Source organism: Halorussus salinus (assembly GCF_004765815.2).
Classification (GTDB): domain Archaea; phylum Halobacteriota; class Halobacteria; order Halobacteriales; family Haladaptataceae; genus Halorussus; species Halorussus salinus.
The window spans coordinates 1-15,125 of sequence record NZ_ML974127.1; the positions used below are offsets into that span (position 1 = coordinate 1).

At 66.2% G+C, this 15,125-nt stretch carries 13 protein-coding genes, 1 pseudogene and 1 CRISPR repeat array; of the genes and pseudogenes, 8 read left to right on the forward strand and 6 right to left on the reverse strand.

Translation table 11 applies throughout. The features are described from left to right. Window positions 1-120: pseudogene (locus tag EPL00_RS00005) on the forward strand (IS6 family transposase); the annotation flags it as partial. 173 nt (window positions 121-293) lie between these two features. Here EPL00_RS00005 and EPL00_RS00010 read toward each other — a convergent pair. Together EPL00_RS00010 and EPL00_RS00015 are read right to left on the reverse strand one after the other, a co-directional pair. Continuing rightward, entirely contained in the window at window positions 294-2,138 is a 1,845-nt protein-coding gene (locus EPL00_RS00010; protein WP_135852428.1) for an excinuclease ABC subunit C, read from the reverse strand. Between the two features lie 9 nt (window positions 2,139-2,147). Next, a complete protein-coding gene (locus EPL00_RS00015) occupies window positions 2,148-2,756 on the reverse strand; it encodes a hypothetical protein (RefSeq protein ID WP_135852427.1) in 609 nt (202 codons plus the stop codon). A 208-nt stretch (window positions 2,757-2,964) separates the two neighbouring features. Here EPL00_RS00015 and EPL00_RS00020 point away from each other — a divergent pair, with 208 nt between their 5' ends. Then, on the forward strand, window positions 2,965-3,225 hold the full coding sequence (locus tag EPL00_RS00020) for a hypothetical protein (RefSeq protein ID WP_135852426.1): 261 nt from the start codon (window positions 2,965-2,967) through the stop codon (window positions 3,223-3,225). A 48-nt stretch (window positions 3,226-3,273) separates the two neighbouring features. Here EPL00_RS00020 and EPL00_RS00025 read toward each other — a convergent pair whose 3' ends face one another. Next, complete coding sequence (locus EPL00_RS00025; protein WP_238398092.1) at window positions 3,274-4,194, reverse strand: thermonuclease family protein; 921 nt, start codon at window positions 4,192-4,194, stop codon at window positions 3,274-3,276. Window positions 4,195-4,348: 154 nt separating this feature from the next. On the opposite strand from EPL00_RS00025, the gene EPL00_RS00030 reads away from it, so the two are divergent. The 4 genes from EPL00_RS00030 (at window position 4,349) to EPL00_RS00045 (ending at window position 7,412) form a co-directional block, all read left to right on the forward strand. After that, window positions 4,349-5,275: an ABC transporter ATP-binding protein gene (locus EPL00_RS00030; protein WP_135852425.1), complete on the forward strand. Its 927-nt coding sequence runs from the start codon at window positions 4,349-4,351 to the stop codon at window positions 5,273-5,275. Then, complete coding sequence (locus tag EPL00_RS00035) at window positions 5,272-6,153, forward strand: ABC transporter permease (RefSeq protein WP_135852424.1); 882 nt, start codon at window positions 5,272-5,274, stop codon at window positions 6,151-6,153. Before EPL00_RS00030 ends, EPL00_RS00035 begins: the two co-directional genes overlap by 4 nt. A gap of 76 nt (window positions 6,154-6,229) precedes the next feature. After that, on the forward strand, window positions 6,230-6,907 hold the full coding sequence (locus tag EPL00_RS00040) for a winged helix-turn-helix domain-containing protein (protein WP_135852423.1): 678 nt from the start codon (window positions 6,230-6,232) through the stop codon (window positions 6,905-6,907). Next, entirely contained in the window at window positions 6,900-7,412 is a 513-nt protein-coding gene (locus tag EPL00_RS00045; RefSeq protein WP_135852422.1) for a hypothetical protein, read from the forward strand. Before EPL00_RS00040 ends, EPL00_RS00045 begins: the two co-directional genes overlap by 8 nt. Window positions 7,413-7,417: 5 nt before the next feature. Here the strand turns inward: EPL00_RS00045 and ligA are convergent, their stop codons facing one another. After that, the gene (gene ligA / locus EPL00_RS00050; protein ID WP_135852421.1) at window positions 7,418-9,496 is read right to left on the reverse strand and encodes an NAD-dependent DNA ligase LigA; all 2,079 of its coding nucleotides are present in this window, start codon (window positions 9,494-9,496) and stop codon (window positions 7,418-7,420) included. Between the two features lie 167 nt (window positions 9,497-9,663). Between ligA and EPL00_RS00055 the strand changes: the two genes are divergently transcribed. Next, window positions 9,664-10,506, forward strand: coding sequence for a hypothetical protein (locus EPL00_RS00055; RefSeq protein ID WP_202932512.1), 843 nt, complete (start codon window positions 9,664-9,666; stop codon window positions 10,504-10,506). Window positions 10,507-10,630: 124 nt separating this feature from the next. On the opposite strand, the gene EPL00_RS00060 is transcribed toward EPL00_RS00055, so the two are convergent. Further along, on the reverse strand, window positions 10,631-10,867 hold the full coding sequence (locus EPL00_RS00060) for a PRC-barrel domain containing protein (RefSeq protein ID WP_135852420.1): 237 nt from the start codon (window positions 10,865-10,867) through the stop codon (window positions 10,631-10,633). A 196-nt stretch (window positions 10,868-11,063) separates the two neighbouring features. On the opposite strand from EPL00_RS00060, the gene EPL00_RS00065 reads away from it, so the two are divergent. Further along, window positions 11,064-12,251, forward strand: a complete 1,188-nt coding sequence (locus EPL00_RS00065; protein WP_135852419.1) for a pyridoxal-phosphate-dependent aminotransferase family protein — start codon at window positions 11,064-11,066, stop codon at window positions 12,249-12,251. 12 nt (window positions 12,252-12,263) lie between these two features. Next, window positions 12,264-13,696: direct repeats of the CRISPR family, unit length 37 nt; unit sequence GTTTCAATCCCGTGCTGGGTTTTCTGGGTTCTGCGAC. Window positions 13,697-13,805: 109 nt separating this feature from the next. Here EPL00_RS00065 and EPL00_RS00070 read toward each other — a convergent pair. Then, window positions 13,806-15,038, reverse strand: coding sequence for an MFS transporter (locus EPL00_RS00070; RefSeq protein ID WP_135852418.1), 1,233 nt, complete (start codon window positions 15,036-15,038; stop codon window positions 13,806-13,808). Window positions 15,039-15,125 lie beyond the last annotated feature (87 nt).

Consider the following 15,125-nt stretch of genomic DNA (forward strand, 5'->3'; position numbering starts at 1 on the left):
TTCCGCGAGGTAAAACGACGAACTTCTTCGTTTTCGAACGCGTTCCGCAACGCCGAGCTAGAAACAGCAGAATCGTGGTTGCAAGCCTTCGCCGTCTGGCACAATTCATGCCAAACTTAACACGACCTATGTGGGAACGGTATATAATGCTCGTGGGAGGAATATATAAGGCCTGTGGGAATCAGGGAAAGCGGTCTTGTGCTTGGTCAAGCAAACGGTGGTATCGAACGCAGGGTTTTGATACCGAAGCGAACTTTTTCACGCACGTAAAATTCGCCGGGCGACGGCGACACTCACAACCGCGTCCGAATCGTTTCGGCCGTCTTCTCGCCCACGCCCTCGACCGCCTGCAACTCCGCGAGCGACGCCTCCCGAATCCCCTCGACGCTCCCGAACCGGCGAAGGAGCGCGCGGCGGGTCTTCGGGCCGATACCGGGAACGTTGTCGAGTTCGGTCGAGACCTCGTCGCGCAGGGTCTGGTGGTACTGGACCGCGAAGCGGTGGGCCTCGTCGCGGACGCGCTGGAGGAGGTGGAGATGGTCGGCGTCGTCGGGCCAGTCGAAGGTGCCGTCGGGCGTCACGACTATCTCCTCGTCCTTGGCGAGCGCGACCGCGGGCACGTCCCAGTCGGCGTCCGCGAGGGCGTCTCTGGCCGCCGAAAGCTGACCTTCGCCGCCGTCGATGAGCAGGAGGTCCGGGTCGGGCCGGTCGTCTCTCCCTTCGACCGCACGAGAAGCGCGCCAGCGAATCAAGTCGTACATGTTCGCGTAGTCGTCGTTCTCGTCGGTCAGCTTCTTGCGGCGGTAGCCCGACTTGTCCGCCGACCCGTCATCGAAGGCCACGTCGCTCCCGACCGCGTGCTTGCCCTGCGCGTGGCTCACGTCGAAGCCCTCGATGCGCCGGGGCACCGTATCGAGGTCCAGCGCGTCGCGGAGCGCGGCGAGCGCGTCGGGTTCGCTCGCGCCCCGTCGGGCGTTCTTCAGCGCGAGGTCCACGAGCGTCGCCTCCCGGCCAGCGCCGGGGACGCGGGCGGCGACGCCCTCGCTGTCGAGCCAATCGAGGACCTCGTCGTCGTCCGGGCGGTCCGAAACGAGGAGGGCGTCGGGCAGGTCGCGTTCGGCGTAGTACTGGGTGACGAACGCCGAGAGGACCGCGCTGGCGCGGGTGTCGGCGTCGTCGCCCTCCGGAATCGTCACGGCGTGGCGCTCGCGGTCCACGAGTTGTCCCGACTCGCTGTGGAGGCGCGCGACGGTCGCCGAGTCGCCCTCCAACGCGACCCCCAGTACGTCCACCGCGCGCTGGTCGCTCCGGTCGGCGACCGCCTCGCCCGCGCCGCCGTGGAACCCCTCCACCGCGTCGAGTTTGTCCCGGAGGTTCGCGGCGCGCTCGAACTCCCGGTTCTCGGCGGCCTCCTCCATCTGCCTGCGGAGCGGGTCGGCGAGGACGCCGGTCTCGCCCTCGAAGAACCGGACCACCGACTCCACGTCGGCGACGTAGGATTCCCGGTCGATTTCGTCGGTGCAGGGTGCCGTACAGAGGCCGATGTCGTAGTCCAGACACGGCCGGTCGCGGTTGCTGTACTTGTGGTCCGAACAGCCCCGGACGCCGTAGGTCTCCCTGAGCGCCTTCACGACGACCTCGACCTGCGTCTTTCGAGTGAAGGGACCGAACACGCGCGGGCCCGAGACGGTAGGGCCGCCGCCGGGCGCGCCCCCGCCACCTCCGGCCGCGCTCGCGCCGCCGTCGCTCCGCGTCCCGCCGGTCCGCCGCGCACGAGCCTCGGGGTCCGGGTCTCGCGTAATCTCGATGCGGGGGAACTCGTGGCCGGTGAGTTGCACGAGCGGGTAGGACTTGTCGTCTTTCAGTCGGACGTTGTACCGCGGTTGGAACCGCTTGATGAGGTTGGCCTCAAGCAGGAGGGCTTGGGTCTCGGTGTCCGTGACCGAGTAGTCGATACTGTCGGCGCGCCGGACCATCCGGCGGATGCGCCGACTCCGAGGGTCGGCGTACGACCGCACGCGGTCCCGGATGTCCACGGCCTTGCCGACGTAGACGACCGTCCCGCCGTCCTCGAACTGGTAGACGCCGGGCTGACGTGGCAACTCCCCGGCGCGCTCGCGTACCGCGTCCCCATCCATCGACCGCCGCTAGTCGCTACGCGGTTTTGAACTTGTTCCTACCGCGGCCCGGAGCCGTCTGGCGACCTCCTCGGCGTCGTCGTCTCGGACCGGCACCCGCATCGGGTCCCGGCCTGCGCGTTCGATGACGAGTTCGCGTTCGCGGGAACTGAAGTAGAATCCGATGAGGGCGAGCGCACCGACGACCAGCAGTCCGCCGCCGACGAGGAGAACCGTCGTCAGCATCCCCAGCGCTTGCGGGAGAAGAGAGACGAGTTGCGCGATACCAGCGCCGGGGGCGTCCTCGGGCGGCGTCACGCCGCCGAGGCTGTCGAGGAGACCGCTGGTCTCCAACAGCAGGCCGCCGCCGAACAGCACCGCGCCGTAGACGCCCGCGCGGACGCCCCACCCGACGTAGGAGTCCTCGCCCGTGGTCTCGACGGTAGCGTCTACGACGTTCGGCCGGTCGGCGTGGTCGAACCGGCGGCCCTCCCCGTCGGGCGTGAACACGAGGACGCGGTGGGTCGTGACGGCGACGCGGGCCCCTTCGACGGTGAACTCGTCTTCGACCTCCTCGCCCTGAAACAGCATCTCGGAGAGTCGGTCGTCCGTCGCTTGGGACAACGGAGACTGGCTCATCGTCATCGGGTCGCCGACGGCGAGTCGAAACCATTCCGGCCGATACCCCGTCCTCCGGGTCCCCAACTGTCCTGCAACCCGTAGTCCATCATTTGAATCTCGATACGCCGCTTTCCATCTTAACGCTACTGGCGTACAGTGTGTCGCACGTTCACGTCGTTCACCGACGACCCGGAGGTTTCAACTCGCTCCCGAGAGAGGTGCCGACATGGACGACGAGCGACTCTGGCTGGTCGAACGAACCTACACGGACAAGGGACTCGTCTCGCTGGTGTACGCCACCACCGACGGCGAACGCTATCTTCAGAAACAGCGGTCGATGAACATGCTCAACCACGTGGACGTAACCGCGGCCGTCGAAGCCGACCCCGACTCGCTGGACGCCGTCGAGGAGGCCGAGACCCGCGAGCAGTACGCGGGCGAGGCGACTCGGATGGCCGACGAACACGACCCCGACGACGCGGTTTGAGCGGTCGCTGTCGGTCGTTTCGTCAAAAACGATAAATGCGAGTCGGCGTCAGTAGGACCGACGGTCCACTTCCTCGCCGTTCTCGTCGTAGAGGTACGCGGTGTCGCCGTAGTCGTTCCAGATTTCGTAGCCGAAGTCGGCGTAGAGGTCGTCGTAATCGTCGTAACCGCTTCCGGAGTGGACCCAGACCGACTCGCCCGCGCCGAGCGTGAAGCCGCTCGGGAAGGTGTAGCTGTTTCCGGCCTCGTCTTCGAGCGTGTAGCCCGAGAGGTCGAGTTCGCCGGTGCCGGTGTTCTTGATGTGGACGCGCTCGTCGTTCAACTGGTCGCCGCCGGTGTAGACCCACTCGATGGAGGCGGTGCCGCTGTCGGTGTCGCCGCCGCTACCGCCGTCGTCGAGCGTCGTACAACTCCAGAGACCGACCAGATTGTTCTGCGCGGTGGTCTCGGCGCTGTAGAACGTCTCGCTCTGGCTGAAGGTGCTGTCGTAGACGCGAGCGTGACCGTTTTCGATGAGGTCGAGGTTGAAGTTCTCGCCGTTCACGTAGATGTAGGCCAGCAGGCGACCGTAGTCGCCGCGTCGGTCCGACTGGCTGTCGAACTTGAGCGTGACCGTCTCGCCGACCAGCGTGTCCTTCGTGAACTGGCTGGCCTCCTCTCCGGCGCTCCGAAGACAGTCCGCGCCCTCTTGGGTGTTCGGGACGCCCTCGAACTCGCTGGGGGAGTTCTCGACGTTGACCTCGGGCGTGTCCACGCCGAGGAGACGCACGGTGTCGGTCGAACCGTTCTGGTACTCCACGTCAACGGTGTCGCCGTCCGCCGCGCTCGTGACCGTCACGGTCACGGAACCACTGATGCTACTCGTCGATACGTCTTCGGTCGTCGGAACGACCGCCGCGCTTCCGGCGACGGTCAGACTCCCGACGAGCGCCACTACCATCAGAATCGAAAGGAACTGTTTTCGTGCCACGATTCCGCGTAGTAGTTTTTATCGTAAAAGTACTTCTAATAAATCTCGCCGGGCTACGTTCGGGTATTTTCCGCACGGTTGTCCGCTGGCGTTTTCCAAATTCGGCGACACGATAAGACAAGGGTTTACGTAGGAGAACGCAAAACCCCCGCGCATGGCCGCCATCGAAATCGACGGAGTAACGAAGCGGTACGGCGACGTGGTTGCCGTCCGCGACCTCTCTTTCGAAGTCGAGGAGGGCGAGGTGTTCGGCTTCCTCGGTCCGAACGGCGCGGGCAAGTCCACCACCATCAACATGCTGTTGGACTTCGTGCGCCCGACCGACGGGGAGATTCGAGTCCTCGGCCGCGACGTTCACGACGAGAGCGTCGCGGTCCGGGAACACCTCGGTGTCCTCCCCGAGGGGTTCTCGGTGTACGACCGACTGACCGGCAGACAGCACTTGGAGTTCGCCATCGAGTCCAAGGAGGCCGACGACGACCCCGACGCCCTCTTGGAGCGCGTCGGCCTCTCGGGCGACGGCGACCGGAAGGCCGGTGGCTACTCGAAGGGGATGGCCCAACGCCTCGTCCTCGGGATGGCGCTGGTCGGCGACCCCGACCTCCTCGTCCTCGACGAACCCTCCACCGGACTCGACCCGCAGGGTGCCCGCCAGATGCGCGACATCGTGCGCGAGGAGGCCGACCGCGGCGCGACGGTCTTCTTCTCCAGTCACATCCTCGGACAGGTCGAGTCTGTCTGCGACCGCGTGGGCATCCTCCGGGACGGACAGTTGGTCGCCGAGGACTCCATCGAGGGCCTGCGCGAGACGACCAGCGCCGACACCGTCCTCCGAATCACCGTCGGCGACGTGCCCGAGGAGGCCCTCGCCGAGGTGCGCGCCCTCGACGGCGTCTCGGAGGTCGAGGCGAACGAAGACGGCGACCGCCTCACCGTCTCCTGCGAGAACGACGTGAAGACGACCGTCCTCTCGACGCTGGAAGACGCGGGCGTAGACGTGGTTGACTTCGAGACCGACGAGGCCTCGCTCGAAGACCTGTTCATGGACTACACCACCGACCAACGGGCGGTGGAAGCATGACGTGGCAGGCCATCGCCCGGAAGGACTTCCGGGACGCGGTGCGCTCGAAGTGGCTCTGGGGACTGTCGGCCATCTTCTTCGGTCTCTTCGTCGGGAGCGCCTACCTCATCGGCTCGAACGTCGAACCGAACGGAAACGGCCCCATCACCGCCGAAGTGTTCATCCCGACGCTCGGGGAACTCGTCGTCGCGCTCGTCGTCCCGCTGGTCGCCATCGTCGTCGCCTACAGTTCCGTCATCGGCGAGCGCGAGTCGGGCGCGCTGAAGCTACTCCTCTCGCTTCCCCACTCCCGGCAGGACGTGGTGGCCGGGAAAGCCACCGGTCGGAGTACCGTCCTCGCGCTCCCGATTCTCGTGGCGATGCTCCTCGCGGCGGTGGTCTTGGCCATCTACGGCGTGGACGTGGGACCGCTGAAGTACCTCGCGTTCATCGGCCTGACGCTTCTCCTCGGGGTCACGTTCGTCAATCTCGCAGTCGGCGTCTCCGCGGCGGCGTCCACGAACCGCCGGGCGATGCTCGGGACGGTCGGTCTCTACGTCGTCCTGACGATGCTCTGGACGCAGGTCCGGCGCGTCCTGCTGGTGTTCAACGACAAACTCGGACTCGGCTGGGAGCAGATGACCCTCGTGAAGTACGGGCTGTTCATCAAGTTCTTCAACCCGATTCGAGCCTACGAGACGCTCGTCACCCGACTCTACACCGACAGCGTGCTGAGCGCGCGACTCTACGGCGCGGGTCGGCAGGGTCAACTCATCGCCCAGCAACTCGGCGACGTGCCCGTCTACCTCACGGATTGGGTCGTGCTGGCCCAGTTCCTGCTGTGGTTGCTCGTCCCGGTCGCACTCGGCTATCTGGTGTTCCGGAACTCGGACCTCTGACCGGAACCCAAACCGCCGGATTGAAAACTATATTTTTGGCCCAAAATATTACTTTCTTGCCACCGTCTGTCGAGACATGTCCAACGACGAGTCCGGCAATCCCGACACGCCCGGCAATCCCGACACGCCCGGCGATACCGACACTTCCGACGACGCCGACACCCCACCGTCGATAGACGACGTGGACCCCTTCGAGTCGGAAGCACTGGCCGGTGAGGTTCCCGACGACCTCGACGGAGCAGTCACCGCCGAGTGGAAAGCAACGACCACGGCGTTCCAGCGCATCCACACCGTCCTCGAAAACACCTACGAACCGAAGACGACCGCCGAGGTAGCGGACGCGGCCGCCACGACGAGACCGACGGTGCGCAAGCACGTCGAACCCTTGGTCGAGGCCGGACTGGTCGAGGAGCGCGACGACGGCCGCGCGACGCGATACGCGTGGAGCGAGACCCAGCGGCGCGTCAATCGCGTCGCCGACCTCGCGGAGCGACACTCGGCGGCCGACCTCGACGCGAAGGTCCGGCGGGCCAAAGAGCGAATCGCCGAGTTCCGCCAGCGGTACGACGCCGACGCGCCGAACGACCTCGCGGAAGCCCTCGACTCGGACGACACCGAGGGGTGGGACGACTTGGCGACGTGGCGGACGCTCGAAGCCGACCTGAAGCGTCTGCGGGCCGCCCAGTCGATGGCCGACTACCTCGCTGACTCTGGACCGAACACAGGGCGACGCGACCGGTCGAACCATGCGTAGCGAGAGAGGGACCGTCTCCCGGAGCAAACTCGAAACCGTCGAGGCGACGTTCCGCGACAGACTCGGCGGACTCGTGAAGTCGGTCGAGTGGGTCCCGGAGTATCACGTCGGTCCGAAGGAACTCCGAATCCGACTCTGGTCGGGCATCCTCGCCGACGAAGGGCGGTTCGACGTGACGTGGTGGACTCGCCACGGGTACAAGTACCACTACGTCGAAGGAGAGCCAAACGGTGAGAAGGGTCCGGATACCGAGGAGAACCGGGACACCGAGGAGCGCGACGCGGATGGAGCGACCGCTGGCCTCCAGTTCCGGTTCGGGTGGGAGCGACGCGCTGGCGTCCCGAACAAGCACTTCCACCCGCCCGACGACCTCGACGCGCATCGGGAATCGTGCATCCGCCACGAGGACGTGACGCGGGTGACGCTCGCAGTCATCAAGTGTTGGCACGCCGCCGCGACCGCAGGCGACCCGGAGAAGCTGAACGCGCTCGCGGACCCGCCCTAATCGGGTTACCGAACTTCGCGGTCGTCCAGCAGTTCCTCGAACTCGCTCTCGGAGAGTACCGGGACCTCGTTCTCGTCGGCGTCGTCCAGTTTCGTCCGGCCGGGACTGTCGCCCGTAACGAGGTAATCCGTGTTGCCCGAGACGCTACCGGTCGCGTTCGCGCCGTGGTCCTCGACCAGTTGCTGGGCCTCGTTCCGGGTGTAGCCGTCGAGCGACCCCGTGAAGACGAAGGTGAGGCCCGCGAGTTCGTCGCCGGTCTCGGTCGCGCTCGGGGTCTCCAGCGGGCCGATGGCGTCGAGCAGGTCGTCGATGACCCGCTCGTTCTGTTCGGACGCGAAGAACTCCGCGATTTGGTCGGCGACTTTCGGACCGATTCCCGCGACCCGTTCCAACTCGTCGCGGGTCGCGGTCCGAATCGCGTCGAGGTCGCCGAACTCGCGGGCGAGGTCCGCGGCGGTCGCCGGGCCGACCTTCGGGATGCCGATGGCTGAGAGGAACTCGCGGAGTCGCGGGTGTTTGGACCCGTCCAGTTCCGCCAGCAGGTTCCGGGCGCTGGTCTCGCCCCAGCCGTCGAGTCCGGTCAGGTCGTCCTCCTCGATGCGGTAGAGGTCCGCGAGGCTATCCTCCACGAGTCCGGCGTCGATGAGTTGCTCGACGCGCTCGCCGCCCAGTCCCTCGATGTCCAACCCGTCGTCGCTGGCGTAGTACTCAACCGCACGCTGGAGCTGTGCGACGCAGGCCAGTCCGCCGGTGCAGTAGGCCATCGGGCCGTCGAACTCCACCGCGCTGTCGCAGACCGGGCAGTGGTCGGGGAATTCGTAGTGGCCCTCGGCGTGTTTCTCGACCACCTCGGCGACGTAGGGAATCACGTCGCCCGCGCGCTCTACGTCCACCTCGTCGCCCACGTTGACGTTCATCTCCGCGATTTCGTCGGGGTTGTGGAGGCTGGCGCGCGAGACGGTGACGCCGCCCACGTCCACGGGTTCGAGGAGGGCCACCGGAGTCAGTCGCCCGGTCCGGCCGACCTGCACCGTGATGTCGGTGATGGTCGTCACCTCCGAGCGCGCGGGGAACTTGTAGGCGAAGGCCCACCGGTAGTGGCGCTCGGTGGTGCCCAACTCCTCGCAGAGCGAGAGGTCGTCTACTTTGACGACGACTCCATCTATCTCGTAGTCCAAGTCCGGGCGGGCTTCCATCAGACGGTTGCGGTAGTCGATGGCGGCTTCTACGTCGTCGGTGCGCTCCGAGCGGTCCTCGACCCGCAGGCCCCACTCGGGCAGGGTCTCGTGCTGTTCCCAGTGGCTCTCGAAGTCGTACGACGAGTCCAGTACGTCGAAGAAAAAGCAGTCCAGCGGCCGCCCGGCGGTCACGGAGGGGTCGAGTTGGCGGAGGGTGCCCGCCGCGGCGTTCCGTGGGTTGGCGAAGGGGTCCTCGCCGCGCTCGACGCGCTCGCGGTTGAGTTTCCGGAAGGCCTCCTCGGGGATGTGGACCTCGCCCCGGAGGACGAGTCGGTCGGGGTAGTCCCCCCGCAGTCGGTGGGGCACGCTGGCGATGGTCCGGACGTTCTCGGTCACGTCCTCGCCGGTGTAGCCGTCGCCCCGCGTGGCGGCCCGGACGTACTCGCCCTCTTCGTAGACGACTTCGACCGAGAGACCGTCGAACTTGGGTTCGCAGACGTAGCGCAGGTCGTCGGCTCGCTCGCCGACCGCTCTGCGCACGCGCTCGTCGAACTCCCGCACGTCCTCGGCGTCGCCGCCCGAGTCGATAGAGAGCATCGGCGTGACGTGTTCGACCGTCCCGAGTTCGTCCAGCGGTTCCCCGCCGACGCGCCGGGTCGGACTGTCGTCGGTCCGGAGACCGAACGCGTCTTCGAGGTCCTGCAACCGGGTGAAGAGGGCGTCGTACGTCCGGTCGGCGATTACCGGGTCGTTCTCGACGTAGTAGCGGTAGTCGTGGTAGCGAATCGCCTCCCGCAACTGTTCGGCCTGTTCGCTGGCCTCGTCCTCGCTCAACTCCTCGACCGGCCGGAACTCGGTCGGCGGCTCCTCGACGTAGGGGTTCTCGTCGGCGCTCGCGCTCGCCATTAGGTGGGGATTGTTCCTTCTCCGGTAAAAAGTCGGGTCTCCTCGGTAGTCCGCGAGGACTGGCTTAAACTTCCCACGGTACGCGTCGAAACCGAGAGGAGGGAGCCGTCCGACGCGCCGAAATGCAAAACGTTATGTGGGGGTGGTGATACCACCTCTCAAGGTCGATGTCCGCCCCCAACGACGCCCCCGAATCGAACGACGACCACCCCCACGAATCGAACGCTAACTACCCCTCCACACGGAACGCAGACCGTCCTCTCGACTCGAACGACGACGTTCCCGAAGAACCAGCCGACGCCTCCACGGACCCACGCCTGAACGAGAAGTACGTTCGCCGACTCCCCGACGCGAACCTGACGCTCGTCGGGGTCGTCCACGACCACCCGGCGAGCGTCCACCGCGCACGTGAGGTCGTCGCCTCGCGCGCCCCCGAGGTCGTCGCGCTCGAAGCGCCGCCGCTGGCGGTGCCCCTCTACGAGGCTTACGCCCGCGAGTCCCGTGCCCCGCCGACGTTCGGCGGCGAGATGAGCGCCGCCGCGCAGGCCGCCCGCGACGAGGAGGCCGAGGTCGTCGGCATCGACGGGCCGACGGTGGCGTTCTTCGCGCGACTCGCCCGGAACTGCCGGGCGGCCGACGCCTCGCTCGGGACGCTCCGGCGAGTCGTCTCGGGCGTCACCTCGGTCACTCGCCACGCGCTGACCTGCCGGGTCGCGGCCGCCGTCGCCTCGCGGACCGCGCTCCGCGTCGAGGTGGACGACCCAGTGGCCCACGACTGCGACCGGTGGGACCCGCCCGCGGTGCAGGCCAGCGACGAGCGCGCCCAAGCCCGGCGCTCCCAGTCGCTCCTCCGAGCGTTTGACCCTCCTCGGCCGGTTCGGCTCCGGGACGAGACCCGCGAGGAGTGCATGGCCGAGAACCTCTCGGCGCTGTGCGAGCGCGGCGAGACGGTCGCTGTCGTCGGTCTCGACCACCTCGACAGCGTTGCCGAGCAGGTCGAAGTCGAGTGAGCAGGACGACCCCCGAGCGAGCAGGACGACCTCGAGTACGCAAGCGCAATTGAACGAACGAGCGAAGCCGAGCGAACTGCGGAAAAATGAGCGATGAGCGTCTGCGGTCGCACGAAGACTCGCGCTACAGGTCGCTTCGGAGTCGGACCTCGTCGTCGGTGACGGCGTCTACCCGACTCTCGTCGAGCGGGTAGGTGTCCTCGTCGCTGTCGCCCCAGTCGAGCGAGGCTTTGATCTTGTCCGTGATGCCCGCATCCGGGTTGACGTAGGCCGTGTCGCCGCGGACTTCCTGAATCATTCCTACCTTGTCGTCGCCCATCATCACGGGCTTGCCCTCGTCGCTGTCACTGAATTGTGCCATAGCAACGGGATTACCACGGGATGCCTGATGGGTACTGTGGCCTTGGACTGTCAGGTCGCGGTCGAGTTCGGCGAGGAGCGTCCCCGGCCTTGTCGGATTCGGGGACGAGACGCCCCGAATCAATCACTCCCTGCAGAGATGGCGGGTATTGCGACGACCCCGCGTACTTAAGCCCAGTCCGTCCGAGGAGGGACACATGCGTGAGGACTTTCTCCTCCTGAATCCGGGGCCGGTTCCCGTGACCCGCGAGGTACGACAGGCGATGAGCGAACCCATGGTCTCGCACCGCTCCGCCGAGTTCGAGGCCGTTTACGAGCGCGCCCAAGACGCGCTCGACCACGTGTTCACCGGATCGACGCTCGACGGCGAATCGACCGCGAGCGACGGGACGAGTCTCGTCTTCAACGGCACGGCGACGATGGCGATGGAGGCCGCAGTGGCGAACCTCGTCGGAACCTTGAGCGGGCGCGGCGACGACGGCAAGGTCGTCCCGCTCGTCAACGGCAAGTTCGGGCGGCGCTTCAAGCGAATCGCCGACCGGTACGCCTCCGTGGACCCCGTGGAAGCGACGTGGGGCCACTCCCTCGACCTCGACGAAGTTCGGGAGACGGTGGACGATGAGACGGACGTGGTGACGATGGTCCACAACGAGACCAGCACGGGCCTGCTGAACCCGGTCGAGGAGGTCGGGGAAATCGCCGCGGAACACGACGCCCGCTTCGTCGTGGACGGCGTGACCTCCATCGGCGGCGACGAGTTCCGCATCGACGACTGGAACGTGGACGTGGCAGTCACCGACGCCCAGAAGTGTCTGGCGGCACCGCCGGGGACCTCCGCGATGTACGCGACCGAGGAGGCCCAAGAAGCGTTCGACGGCGACGCCGCGCCGTTCTACGAGGACTTAGACTGGCACCTCCGGAAGGCCGACTCCCACCAAACGCCGTTCACGAGCGCGGTCCCGCTGTTCCGCGGGCTGGCAATCGCCGTCGAGGATATCGTCGAGGAGGGCATGCCCGAGCGAATCGAGCGCCACCGCGAGCAGTCCAAAGCCTTCCGCGAGGCGTTCACCGCGATGGGGCTGGACCTCTTCGCCGAGCGCAACGACGCCACGGAGTACTCGAACACCCTGACGGCGGTGTCGCTCCCGACCCACACCCGCGAGGACCCCGAGGCCTTCTTCGACGCCATCGAGGAGCGCGGCGTCTCCATCTCGGGCGGACAGGCCCACCTCGGCGGGGAAATCTTCCGCGTGAGCAACATGGGCAACCTCTCCAGCGAGCAGATTCTCCGCGGGATTCGCACCATCGGCGAGGCCTTCGAGGAGACCGGCGAGGACGTGGACACTGAGGCTGGCGTCGAGGCGGCGCGCGAAGTTCTGCGGTAGGTCGCCGTAGGGGTTTCAATCCCGTGCTGGGTTTTCTGGGTTCTGCGACAAGGTCGCATCCCACGAGACGCGCTCGAAGTTCTCCGAGTTTCAATCCCGTGCTGGGTTTTCTGGGTTCTGCGACCTCGATGGAAGCGTGTGACGGGTCGCTCCTCATCATGTTTCAATCCCGTGCTGGGTTTTCTGGGTTCTGCGACCGCGTCGTTCGCGGCGGCCGCGGTACCGACTCCGAGTTTCAATCCCGTGCTGGGTTTTCTGGGTTCTGCGACCGACCAGTGGGTCCAACAGCGGGGCTTCCCCGGTCCGTTTCAATCCCGTGCTGGGTTTTCTGGGTTCTGCGACGCAACGACGTTCTGGTCGCCGACCTCGATGTGCGTCCGCGGTTTCAATCCCGTGCTGGGTTTTCTGGGTTCTGCGACAGCTGTATCGACATACAGTTTACAGATAGCTGTATACGTTTCAATCCCGTGCTGGGTTTTCTGGGTTCTGCGACAGGGAGGACGAAGCGGTTCCAGTCGTCGGTCGGACGTGGTTTCAATCCCGTGCTGGGTTTTCTGGGTTCTGCGACACGTGTTATAGTTCACCTTCTCCGGGCTGAGTCCAACGACGTTTCAATCCCGTGCTGGGTTTTCTGGGTTCTGCGACTCGTCAAGTGGCGCTCGAAGAAGATTCGCCAAGAGTTGTTTCAATCCCGTGCTGGGTTTTCTGGGTTCTGCGACAATCACCACGTAGCCGGTGACGACTGCGAGTGCCAGGTTTCAATCCCGTGCTGGGTTTTCTGGGTTCTGCGACCACGATAAGACCGGCTGGGTGATTCGGCGATTTGCAGAGTTTCAATCCCGTGCTGGGTTTTCTGGGTTCTGCGACTCGCGGCCTCGTAGAACCACTGGGCTTGCTCGATGTTTCAATCCCGTGCTGGGTTTTCTGGGTTCTGCGACGGTGGTCGAACTGGGCTTTGATGGTCGCGGCGTTCGTTTCAATCCCGTGCTGGGTTTTCTGGGTTCTGCGACGCGGCGAAGAGTACGAGCGCCTGTGGAACGACATGTTTCAATCCCGTGCTGGGTTTTCTGGGTTCTGCGACGGATTATCTCACCGTTCATCGTCCACCTCGGGACGTTTCAATCCCGTGCTGGGTTTTCTGGGTTCTGCGACTCGCGGGTCTGGGCGCGACTCATCGACACGCCCGAGTTTCAATCCCGTGCTGGGTTTTCTGGGTTCTGCGACGCGAGCGCGAACCCGGCCTCCTCGGCGAGGTCCGCGTTTCAATCCCGTGCTGGGTTTTCTGGGTTCTGCGACTGCTGTACAACCGGAAGTACATCAATCGGTCCGACCGAGTTTCAATCCCGTGCTGGGTTTTCTGGGTTCTGCGACATTTCAGGACCCTCAAGGCTTCTTCCCGGTTTTCTCCGTTTCAATCCCGTGCTGGGTTTTCTGGGTTCTGCGACAGGGGGTGAAAATCGGTCCAGAGGCCCCAAAAAGATTTCTCTTGGCGTCGTCGGCGACGCCGACTTCGTGGACCGGGGCTGTACAGAGAGTTTAAAAAGGTCCACGAAGCTACCCGCCGAACGCGCTCGCGCTTTCGGGGTCGATGCTGAGGAACGTTGGAATCGACACGGCGGCGACGGCGATTTCCAGCGCACCCGCCGCGACGAACGCCGCGAGGAAGCCGAACTCGTCGGCCACGGTCCCGCCGACGAGGATGCCCGCGAGGAAGCCAATGCTCCCGCAGGCGTTGAACCCCGCCATCGCGGTCCCGCGGCCCTCCTCGGGCGAGAGGTCCGAGACCAGCGCCATCGTCGCCGGAGCCATCAGCGCGCCGATGACGCCCACGACGACCATCCCGATGCCTGCGGTCGCCACGGTCGGGGCGAGTCCGACCCCCACCACGGCGAAGCCGTACAGCGCCGACCCCGCGACGATGGGACCGGTCCGGCCGATTCGGTCCGAGAGGAGACCGAAGGGATACTGCAGAAGCGCGAACGGCGTGAAGAACAGTCCGAGCATGACGCCCGTCGCGGCGGCGTCGAGACCGAACGCCTCCCGGAAGTAGACCGTCCCGACCAGTGCGAAAAAGCCCGCGGTGAACCGGTCCACGAACCCGAAGACGTAGGGGAGTCCGAGGAGCGGCCGGTCGGTCAGGGTCGCCAACGCGGTGCGAATCCGGCCCTCGGCGTCGGCGTCCGAGCTATCGCTGGCCGACGCGTCGCTGGCCGACGAGGGCGCGCGGTCGGGTATCGAGAGCGCGACCAGTCCGGCGACGACGAGCAGACCTCCGGCGGCGTAGAGCGGGACGAGCGGGCCGACGCCGTAGAGTTGCCCGCCGAGGGGTGCGCCGACCGCGGTGCCGAGACCGATGGCGATGCCCGCCGCGCCCATGTTCTTGCCGTGGCCGCCGGATAGGTCCATCAGCATCGTCATCGCCAGCGAGAACGCGCCGATGGTGGTCGCGCCCTGCACCGCCCGGAGCGCCAGCACCTCGCCGAACGACAGCGAGAGCGCGCCGGGGAGCGCGGCGAGCGCGACGTAGCCGACCGCCCCGCCGAGCGCGCCCGCGGCGACCAGCGGCGTCCGGCGGCCGAGTCGGTCGCTGGCCGCGCCCCAGACGCCCGCGAACGCGACGAACGCCGCGAACTCCGCGGCGAGAAACCACATGCTCGCGTCGAGCGCCGTGGTCGCGCCGACCGCCGCCACGAGGTCCGGGACCCCCGGATAGAGGAGGACCTGCGCCAGCAGGACGGCGAACACGACGGTCGCCAGTCGGATTCGGTCGCGCCTTGGAGTAGTCACTGAGACGTACGGTACTGGGAAGCGCGCGGCCTTGTAAGTCGCGGAAGCGGTCGGCGCTTCCCTCGTGACTCGACGGAGGGAGCCGAG